Origin of the sequence: Nostoc sp. S13, assembly GCF_029379315.1 — a bacterium.
Taxonomy (GTDB): domain Bacteria; phylum Cyanobacteriota; class Cyanobacteriia; order Cyanobacteriales; family Nostocaceae; genus Nostoc.
The window spans coordinates 50,408-61,204 of record NZ_JAQYWQ010000027.1 but is presented as its reverse complement, the minus strand read 5'-3'; the positions used below and the strand labels follow the sequence as shown (position 1 = coordinate 61,204).

Annotated in this window: 4 protein-coding genes; 2 read left to right on the top strand and 2 right to left on the bottom strand. The window is 42.9% G+C overall.

Annotation, left to right across the window (positions count from 1 at the left end):
* Positions 1–577: 577 nt before the first annotated feature.
* Entirely contained in the window at positions 578–2,425 is a 1,848-nt protein-coding gene (locus PUQ00_RS11535) for a VWA domain-containing protein (RefSeq protein ID WP_300416213.1), read from the bottom strand.
* Positions 2,426–2,697: 272 nt separating this feature from the next.
* Here PUQ00_RS11535 and PUQ00_RS11530 point away from each other — a divergent pair, with 272 nt between their 5' ends.
* On the top strand, positions 2,698–3,057 hold the full coding sequence (locus tag PUQ00_RS11530; protein WP_300416211.1) for a Rieske (2Fe-2S) protein: 360 nt from the start codon (positions 2,698–2,700) through the stop codon (positions 3,055–3,057).
* A gap of 188 nt (positions 3,058–3,245) precedes the next feature.
* Here the strand turns inward: PUQ00_RS11530 and PUQ00_RS11525 are convergent, their stop codons facing one another.
* Entirely contained in the window at positions 3,246–3,446 is a 201-nt protein-coding gene (locus PUQ00_RS11525) for a hypothetical protein (RefSeq protein WP_300416210.1), read from the bottom strand.
* A gap of 141 nt (positions 3,447–3,587) precedes the next feature.
* Between PUQ00_RS11525 and PUQ00_RS11520 the strand changes: the two genes are divergently transcribed.
* On the top strand, positions 3,588–9,248 hold the full coding sequence (locus PUQ00_RS11520) for a PAS domain S-box protein (RefSeq protein WP_300416209.1): 5,661 nt from the start codon (positions 3,588–3,590) through the stop codon (positions 9,246–9,248).
* Positions 9,249–10,797: the final 1,549 nt, after the last annotated feature.

Genomic DNA, 10,797 nt, shown 5'->3' with positions numbered 1-10,797 from the left:
GGAACCCCCCTTCGGGTTCACCAGTCGCCTACGGCGGGAAACCCGCCTACAGCGCTGGATTCACCGCAACGCGCTGCCTCTCCTTTGCGGTTCGTTAAAAAAATTGACTTTGACAAAGAGTTTTAGCCTTAACCCAAGCGTATTGGATTATAAGGGACTGACAAATAAAAAAATACTCAACTACTGATTGTGGGTTGGGCGTCTGGCCATTGGTGTCAACTTAAGCCCAAACCACTTTAAAACCTCGTTTCCAGCCCAGAGGCTGGAAATGCTGATCATTGTGGCTCTGCCGCAAGTCTTGAGGCGGCAACCCACCCATTAGGCATTAAGAGTCAGAGACTGGGAACGAGACAACCTCTCAAAGCTCCTTATAGACTGGGTTTCACGTTATGACACCAATGGCATCTCGCCCGCCCATAGCCAGAGGCGGACAAGACTTCGGCGTGAGCGCTCAGTCGAACGCTGTCCACCCCACAAGATTAAATAATTTATTTGTTGGATTTTACGAAAAGTTGAGCCAGTCGCTTGCGGCGATTCCCACGACAGTTTCTTATTGCTCCTGCCTTTCTTGTTCAACTCAATTAGTACTGTTAGGTTGCACAAATCGCTTAATTTCACCACACGCAATATAAGACTTGCCATCAGGTACTGTTTTGACTTCATCAACGACATAAAGCGTTCCTTCCTCGCGAACCGATCGCGGAAAACGCATGTTCCAATCTGGTTCATATCCGTCAGAAACTACCCTAGCACGTAGCTTGCTGCCATCTTTGACACACTGAACTAAAATGCTGTCTCCTACAGTGTCAGTTGTGGTCAGATCGGCTGCACTGGCAGGGCCTTTGGAAGCTTTGCCTGTGTTAGTTAGATTCGATTGTCTAGGGGCAACGAAGATATCTGCTTTACCGGGTTGGGCAAAACGGGTGATATTACCACGTACACGGTAGAAAGTGCGTTCGCTTGAGAGTTCCAGTCCTTCAACAACATAGCGTGCTCCCTCCGCACGAATGGCCCGAGGAAACTGGATGTTCTTCGTTGAATCGTAGACTTCGGACATGACTTTGATCCGCAGTTTACCCCGTTCACGAACACAGTACAATTCAACACCTGAACCGACTTCATTCACAATCGGTATCGTGTACACTTCATCGCCAGCAGTGACACCGCGACCCACCAAATCGCTGCGATTGCGCGTCATCGTCTGGTAAGACTGATCCCGCATCTCTTTACGTCCGGCATTGCCTAGAGCTTTTTGGGCGATCCGACCTGCAAAATACTCAAGCTGATCGATCTCTTCAGCAATTTCAAAATTCTCATTCAACCCTTTATCCCGCAAATTTTTCACAAGCGCCCTGAGGGTTTGTTCAGCTTCCTGATGCTTGCCATGTTCAGCTAGATTCAGTCCAGTCTCTTTGGCCTTAGCAATGGTGAGGCGACTCAGTTCCAGAATGATCTGGCTCGTAGAGGCAAAAGCTGCTTCTTCGACAGTGCCAACTTTGGTGACGATATCTACTGTACCTGACACGCTTTGAATCAGGTCATCTTGCACAACATCGGCGCTGTAATGCAGTTTCATCACAGGTAACTCACCAATTTGAGCGCTTGATATCACCAAACTCAAACCAAGAAGTTTGTCTTCGCCTTCGTAAAGCTCTCCCAAGGTGAGGACAGCTTGACCAGCTTCATTCTGGCTAACTTTAGCAAGACTTAAGGTATCAACAAGGCTGACACCATCAGCCAACTCCAGTGTCACCTTCAGATTCTGTCCCACTACTGCTCTGAGACTGTCTAGCTCAATACTAAACACTTCCGTTGCTTCGTCGATGCTTTGAATGAAGTAGAAGTTGCCCGTGGCGGCTCTTGCCATCCCAATCAGCAGGTCTTCATTGAAACCCTGAGCAAAACCTAACGTAGTTGTGATAATGCCTTCCTCAGCTTTTTGCCCCGATGTCGCCGTCAGTATCTTGGGGTCTTGAATGCCCATATTGGCGTGACCATCGGTAAGCAGGAGAACACGATTTATTTTTTGGGGATCAAGTCGCGTCTTGACATGTTCACATCCTTTGAGCCATCCCCCCGATAAGTTGGTAATACCACCGGCTCTAACCTTGCGGATAGAATTTTTCAGTGCAGCCTTGTTAGTCACAGTCTGGGGTGGTACAACGCTATCCACTTCATCGTCGTAAACAACTACTGAGAGAATGTCATCTGGCTCAAGTTGATCCACCACAGACTCAGCGGCTTTGAGTGCATGATGTAAGGGAGCGCCTGCCATAGAGCCGGAACGGTCAATTACCAGAGAAAGGTTAAGCTTACGTCGAGGAGATTCAGCGATCTCAGCCCGAAAACGTAGCAAAATATTAGTCTTTAATGAAGCTCCTGCGGGCAGGATAGACTGGTCAAATTCGTAACTTGTCTTAATCATTTTTTATATCGCTCAAAATTGTCTGTTATCAGCCACAATCCCCATGATGCTGGGACAGGAAGCACTCTCTTTAGTTTACCCAGAAATCATTTTATTCAGTATCAAGATGGAATTTAATGTCATATTTTATAGTTATGGTATCTCACGAGCCATCACTCTTTCAGGAAAAGTTTGTGAGCTACTGACTTTATCCTTCCCCACTACTGAAAGGCGATCGCACTGGTCACAATTGCGGGAAACTGAAAGCAGATATATTAGGAGAGGAGAACCTAATGAGCTGGACTAAAGTTCTTGCAGTCGAAGCACTTTCCCCAGGTGCCCGACAAGTGGTGAAAGTTGGCAACCGGAAAATTCTGGTTTTGAATCACGAAAATCAGCTTTATGCTGTAGATAACAACTGTCCTCACTTAAAATTACCGCTCAAAAGTGGGAAAATCACTGAAAGTGGGGCAATTGTTTGTTCCTTCCATCGCAGCGCTTTTGACCTGCGGACTGGTGAAGTACAAGAATGGTGTTCTTGGCCACCTGGTGTAGGTAAGGTACTCTCATTGGTTTCACAACAAAAAGCATTGCCAGTGTTTCCGATTCGTGTGGAAGAAGGCAGTATCTGGGTTGATGTGCAAGAGGAATAGCACCCTCTCCCTGAATTTACCGAAACAGTGTTGAGTAAAAAAAAGCAATAAAAACCCCAGCCGATGAGTTTAGCTGGGGTTTTTATCAAAATTGACCTATTAGACATCTCCGACAAAGAATGTAGAGACGCGAAATTTCGCGTCTCTACAGGGGTTCTAGATAATGCATATTTAATTTCACCAGATGTCTATTTCAAAGATATAGAAACGCTCTTAGAGCCAAAGCTACGCTTTAGCTCTTTGGGGTTGCGGGTATTATGCTTAATTACCCGGACTATCAGTCGCGGGTCGGCATCCCGGACTGATAGCGTCACGCAAAGCTCATCCTGGAGCGTCTTGATTCTGACTCCTGAATTTTGACTTCTAAATTCTTCTTTAACCTGCTTCATCTGCAATTTTTCCTTAGACCCGGCGCTGAAGTATGCTGGTAAGAGACGATAATTTTATTTACAATCTTGTAACAGAGTTTTGCTTTCTGATTTCATGTTCAGTTTGATTCAATAATTTATTCCTATAACTTAGAAACTGATATGAATGCTCAACAAATAAAAATTTTATTAGTTAATAATCAGCTAGAGAATTTTAATTTTTTATCAGACATCCTTCAACACCAAGGTTATCAGGTGCAAAGTGCCATTTCTGGACAATTAGCTATCAATATGGCGCTGGCTTCTCCCCCTGATTTGATTTTGCTAGACGTTCTCATGTCAAAGATGGATGGTTATGAAGTTTGTCAACATTTGAAAGCTAACCAGAAAACTCAAGAGATTCCGATAATCTTTTTCGGTGTTTTAGATGAATTATCTGAAAAAACAAACGTCTTTGATTTAGGCGATATTGACTATATTACTCAACCATTCCAAACTAAAGAAGTTTTATTACGCATCCAAAATCAACTCACTCTCCAAAGGTTAAAAAAACAGCTAAAAGAACAAAATGCCCAACTGCAAGAGGAGATTAAAGAGCGTCAACGGGTTGCTGTGGAGTTAAATATTTGCAACAAACAATTAGAAGAAATTTTCCCAGAAATTCCTGTTAGCATTGGCAAAGGCTCTTGTAGAGAAGTTTTCCAAAGCAATGGCTGCGCCAAAGCCGCACTGAAAAAAAGTGAAAGTCAATATCGCCAGTTAGTGGAAACATCCCAGGATATGATCTGGTCGGTGGATATTGATGGACTAATTACCTTTGTCAACCCGGCAGTCAAGCAGATTTATGGCTACGAACCCCAGGAAATGATTGGGCGTACCTTGACTGATTTCATCTCGCCGACACAAGTTGCTGAAGATACAGTAGCGTTTGAGCGTGTTTTTCAGGGAAAGCCGATCTTTCAGCATGAAACTACCTGTGTCGCTAAAGATGGTACTTTACTTTATCTAATGTTTAATGCGATCGCCTTACGCAACGAAGAGGCTCTGGTTATAGGTATGACAGGCACTGCTAGTAATATTACACAGCGTTGGGGTGTAGAAAAATTACTCCAAGAAAGCGCGATTAAGCTCCGCAATCATAACCTAGTCTTAACCCAACTGGCACAAAATCAGACGCTTTATCAGGGTGACTTGAAAGCAGCTTTGAGTAAAATCACAGAAACAGCTGTCAAAAATATTGGAGTAGAACGAACTGGTATCTGGCTGTATGACGAAACAAGCATGAAAATCGAGTGTTTTGACTTATTTGAGGCCAGTCGCAATCAACATAGCCAAGGACTTTCCTTATCAGCAGCAGACTATCCAGCTTATTTTGCAGCTTTGCAGCAAGACCAACCAATCGCCGCAGATGATGCCCATACCGATCCCAGAACTAGAGAATTTTCGGCATTTTACTCAAGATTAAACATTACTTCCAGACTCGATACACCTATTAGGCTGGAGGGTAAGACTGTAGGAGTTTTATGTCTGGAGGCAGTGGGAATTACTCATCATTGGACGTTAGAAGACCAAAATTTTGCTCGCTCTCTGGGTAATTTAGTATCCTTGGTGTTGGAGGCAAAAGAACGCCAACGCGCAGAAGCAGCACGACGGGCTTCTGAAGAAAAGTTAGCATCAGCTTTTCGGTCATCTCCTGATCCAATAGCCTTAATTACTGTTCGCAACAAACGCTACATCGAAGTTAACGACAGCTTTTGTCGGTTTTTTGGTTATTCTCGTTCTCAGGTGATTGATCACACCGATCAAGAATTGAATATTTGGGCGAATCTAAAAGAATATAATTTCCTCGCCCACACGCTGCAACAAACTAAAGCCATCCGTAACTATGAGGTTGACGTTTGCACTTCAACAGGAGAAATTAGAACGACACTGTTTAGTGCGGAAATGATCGAGATTGATCAGCAATGGTACGTACTGGGCACAGCAAAAGATATTACTGAACGCAAGCAAGCAGAAAATGAAAGCCGTTTGCTACTGTTGACAACCCAAGCGATCGCTCGCGCTCGTGATGTCAACAGCGCTTTAGCAGTGGTCTTGCGCTTAATTTGTCACACTATTGGTTGGGACTTTGGTGAAGCATGGATACCTAATAAAGATGGTACTATTTTAGAACACTGTCTGGGCTGGTACGGTGAGCAGAGCAGTTTAGCAGAATTCTGCCGCCAAAGCCAAACTATGAAATTTACTCTGGGATTGGGACTACAAGGAAGAGTTTGGCAAAGCCAGGAACCAGAATGGATAGAAGATGTTTCTCAAGTTACACAACCAGTTTTTTTGCGATCGCGACAAGCCACAAAGGTAGGATTAAAAGCTAGTTTTGGTGTTCCCATATTGGCTGGAAACCAAGTATTAGCTGTTTTAGTGTTTTTTAAACGTAGCTCAGGATTGGTAGATAGACGTTTGCTTTTACTAGTCAGTGCTGTTGCTGCTCAGTTAGGTGGATTAATTGAGCGCAAAACCCTAGAACAAGAACTAGCACTCAGAGAAGCTCGCCTCAATGCCTTTTTTAGCAGTGCTCCCGTCGGCATGAATATTGTAGATAACCAGCTGCGCTTTGTGCAAATCAACCAATTGCTGGCGGAGATTAATGGACTACCTCAGCAAGATCATATTGGCCAGACTATCCATGAAGTCTTACCCCACATCGCCCCTCTAGTGGAACCAATCTATCAACAGGTTCTGTTGACTGGTCAACCCATTCTCAATCAAGAATTAAGCGCTGCATCAATTAAACAACCAGATATTATCCGCCACTTCTTAGCTTCTTATTTTCCGATTCCTGGTGAGGACGATCGCCCCTCTGGTATCGGCACTGTTTTAGTAGAAATTAGCGAACTGCAAGCAGCGCTACGCGAACGCAAACGTGTCGAACAAGAACTGCGTTTAGCCAACGAACGCCTACAATATCTGCTCACCTCTAGCCCTGTAGTAATTTATAGCAGCAAAACATCAGAAGATTTTAGCACTACCTTTATCAGTGAAAACATTAAAGCAATGGTGGGCTACGAAGCGCGGGAATTTATCGAGGATTCCAGTTTCTGGCTCCAGCACGTCCATCCCCAAGATATTGAACTGATCTCAGAAAAATTTAACCAGCTTGTTGAGCAGGAGTACATCTCCTATGAATACCGATGGTTACACGCTGACGGAACTTATCACTGGTTCTACGAAAAGATGAGGTTAATCCATGACGAAGCTGATTACCCTATAGAATGCGTTGGTTATTGGGCAGACATTAACGATCGCAAATTGGCAGAATTAGCTTTGCAGTCAGGTCAACAGCGATATCAACTTCTAGCAGAAGCCTCACCAGCTTGTATATTTCACGCAGATATAGATGGCAATGTCTTATATTTTAATCAACGCTGGAGTGAGATTACTGGATGCAGTTTAGAAGAGTCTCTGGGAAAAGGTTGGGTAAATGCCGTACATCCAGACGACCGCGAGCAGCTCTTGTTGGCATGGGATCAAGTAAGTGCCGCTAAAAAAATGTATAAGCACGAACATCGTTTCTTGCGTGATGATAGTACAGTCGTCTGGGTAATTTGTCAGGCTTTGCCCGAAATTGGGGATCATGGAGAAATTCAAGGCTACATCGGTACAATTACAGACATTACCGAGAGAAAATTGGCAGAAGAAGCTTTGCGCGAGAGTGCAGAACGGGAAAGAGCGATCGCCCAAGTGATTCAAAGGATGCGCCAAACACTCGATTTAGAGACGATATTTGCGGCTACAACCCAAGAATTACGGCAAGTACTCAACTGCGATCGGGTTGTTGTCTATCGTTTCAATCCTCACTGGAGTGGCGAATTTCTCTCCGAGTCGGTAGGTGATGGTTGGATTTCTCTGATTGAAGAACACAACAATAACCCTGATCTCACAGAAGGTGTTTTCCAAGACGGCCGTTGCCTAGCAAAAATTTTGGCTGGCGCGGATAATCAGGTGCAAGATCCTGATCTGCAAGTAACCCCAGGTGCAAGTTTCCTCTGTGTCCCAGACATTTACAACGCTGGGTTTCATCCTTGTTATGTCAACCTCTTAGAGCGCTTTCAGGCTAAAGCCTACATTATTGTCCCCATTTTATATGGTAGTCAGCTTTGGGGATTACTAGCGAGTTATCAAAATTCCGCTCCCCGTCAATGGAAAACAGAAGAAGTCAACATCGTAGTTCAAATTGGTAATCAGTTGGGTGTTGCTTTTGGGCAAGCACAATTGCTGGCGCAAACCCAAACGCAGTCACAAGCATTGCAAGAAGCTGTGATCATTGCTGATGCTGCCAACCGCGCCAAAAGCGAATTTCTTGCCAACATGAGCCACGAATTACGTACCCCACTCAACGCCATCCTCGGTTTTACCCAAGTTATGAGCCATGATCATGCTTTATCTACTGAACATCAGCAAAATCTAGCAATCATCAATCGTGCTGGCGAACATCTCCTCAACTTGATTAACGACATTTTAGAAATGTCTAAAATCGAAGCTGGGAGAATAACATTAAATCTCAACAGTTTTGACTTAATTCGCCTCTTGGAAAACCTCGAAGAGATGTTGCGCTTCCGCGCCACCTCCAAAGGATTAGAATTGGTCTTTGAATATAAATCTTACCTCCCCCAATACGTCCAAGCTGACGAAAGTAAACTGCGTCAAGTCTTGCTTAACCTCTTGGGAAATGCAATCAAATTTACCGATACTGGCAGGGTGACGCTGTATGTAGGTATGGGGCATGGCGAAGAAGCAGAAGAGCAAAGGGAGAAACTTCTCCCTCATCTCTTCTTTGAGGTACAAGACACTGGTCGCGGTATTGCCCCACAAGAAATTGATTTGCTGTTTGAAGCTTTTGGGCAAACGGAAACCGGAAGGAAATCGCAACAGGGAACAGGACTAGGTTTAGCAATTAGTCGCAAATACGTGCAACTAATGGGGGGAAATATTAGCGTCTCCAGCACTATTCGCGAGGGAAGTAAATTTAGTTTTGATATTCAAATTGGTCTAGCCGCAGCCAGCGAAATCCAGATCAAACAAACTAGACACCAAGTTATGAGTTTAGCGCCCGCTCAAAGCGAATACCGCATTTTGGTGGTTGATGACTCCACAGACAGCCGTTTAGTGCTAGTCAAAATTCTGACATCTATCGGCTTTGTAGTGCAGGAAGCAACAAATGGCACTGAAGCGATCGCACTTTGGCAGAAATGGCAACCACACCTAATCTTAATGGATATGCGGATGCCGATTATGGACGGCTATGAAGCCACAAAAATTATTAAAGCTAGAGAAGAAACCTCAATTCTAAATCTCAGTTACACTTCCACCGCACCAAAGGTGCTACCCCAAATCCCAAATCGTAAGACCATTATCATCGCCTTAACTGCTAATGCTTTTGAGGAACAGCGAGAGGCAATGATCAAGGCAGGTTGTGATGATTATATTAACAAGCCTTTCCGCGAGGAACTATTACTAGAAAAATTGAGCGAATATTTAGGAGTTCAATATATTTATCAAGAAGAAAGCTATCAGATAGCAGATGCAAGGCAACAGGAAATAGAATCAATGTTGACGCTTACCGATTTAGTGACTCTATTATCTGAAATGTCGCCTGAATGGGTAAAACAGGTGTACACTGCCGCAGCCCAATGTAGTGATGACCTGATTTTAGAATTGATTGAGCAAATCCCTTCTGAAAACACTGTATTGCGAAATTTTATCAAAAATTTCGCTCATGATTTTCAGTTTGAGAAAATTATGGAATTGACTAGCAAGTGTTGAGGGGATAAAAACTCACAGAGTTAGCGTATGTCAAACTTTATTGACATAATGTTTAGCTCAAAACAGGTATTTTACCCCCAATACACATACTTCAGTTTTTGTCAACACATATTAGTGGACTGGCTCTCTAAAACACTTTAAACAACAGGTTTGCTTCAATCCACATAGCGGAGCTTCTGTCAATGCGTAAATCCTACTTAATTAACTTTTTTTTACCAAGTAAGTGGGTAAGAATAAATTAAACTATGTTATATAATGTAAAAATAGTTGGATTGCTTCCTAGCAAGGGCTTCAGGCTTTAAAATCGGGCTAAAGCCCCTGACTACAAACCTTAAATTATTCACGCCCACTTACTTATCCAGAGTTAAAAAAGTCGGAAGTTAAGTTTTGTGTTGGGATTAAATCTCCAACACAAAACTTGCTGCTTGATAGAAGCTCAAGCAACTTACAACCCACCGAATTTGTTAAAAAATAAAAAAATATGTGTTTTAGTGTAAAGAAAGCAGAAAGCAGGTATGCTAAAAATACAAGGATGCAAATAAACGTGTGGACTTGTGACCCACACTAATTGATAGCCCAAATCAAAGATTTTGGTGGGGGCCTAAATTATTCGCTCCTTTTAGTACTCGCAATTCTTGTGTTCCCCTCTTGTGTTCCCCTCTTGTGTTCCCCCATTCCGACGAAGAGATAAATCTCTTCCATCCTCTGCCTTTCTGGCTAGAATAGAAAGCTGAGTTTTTTCAAACTACGTAATTTAACTTAAGAAAATGTTGCATTAATCATCAAATCAGTGTATTGTTTAAGTTGGCTTGTCTAAATACCATTAAAAATACACATGTAAATAGCAAAAAGAGGAAATTGCTGTGATGAATTCATGATGGGTATTAATCTGCCCTTTCCAGAGTTAACCTTTGCAAGTAACTACTTCATAGGTATTTCTGAATTCTGCCGTGCTCGCATTTCTCAAACAGATTTTATGGGTTGGTAATTACCGTCTAACCCTAATTAGACTTGAGAATATTTGCGTTCCGGGATTTCAATTAATTTCATTCACGGATATTATTCTGAAATAGGAAGGCTGTGATGTTTATTTGGAATAGCAGATTTACTTCAAAAATCAACTAAGAGCCATATAAAACTTGGATTTACGTTTTGACATCCAAAATGTTACTAAGTAAAACCTAAGTTATTACTTAAACCGGGAGTTAAACCCCCTAGTCTCCGAAAATGCCAGAGGGCTTATCCCAGTTTTAGTTGTTTATCTGGCTGCTAACAAGTTAACCTTTGTGGGCTAGCTTGCTGTAAATTTTCTGCAAAATCTCGGGCAAGAGAAATTTCAGAATTATCTGCTGCACTTTTGTGCGGCTCTTCACCATAAATAGACAACTTCTGCTAATTATGACACGGACTCTACGTGAAAATCAAGGTGTTATAGCGCAACCTTTTGTCAGCTGTAAGGCTTGTAACACTTATTTTTTAGACAATCCACCGCTACAGGCAAAATTTTGGCTAAATAACCAAAATTTTGGCTAAATAAATTTGTTTCTCT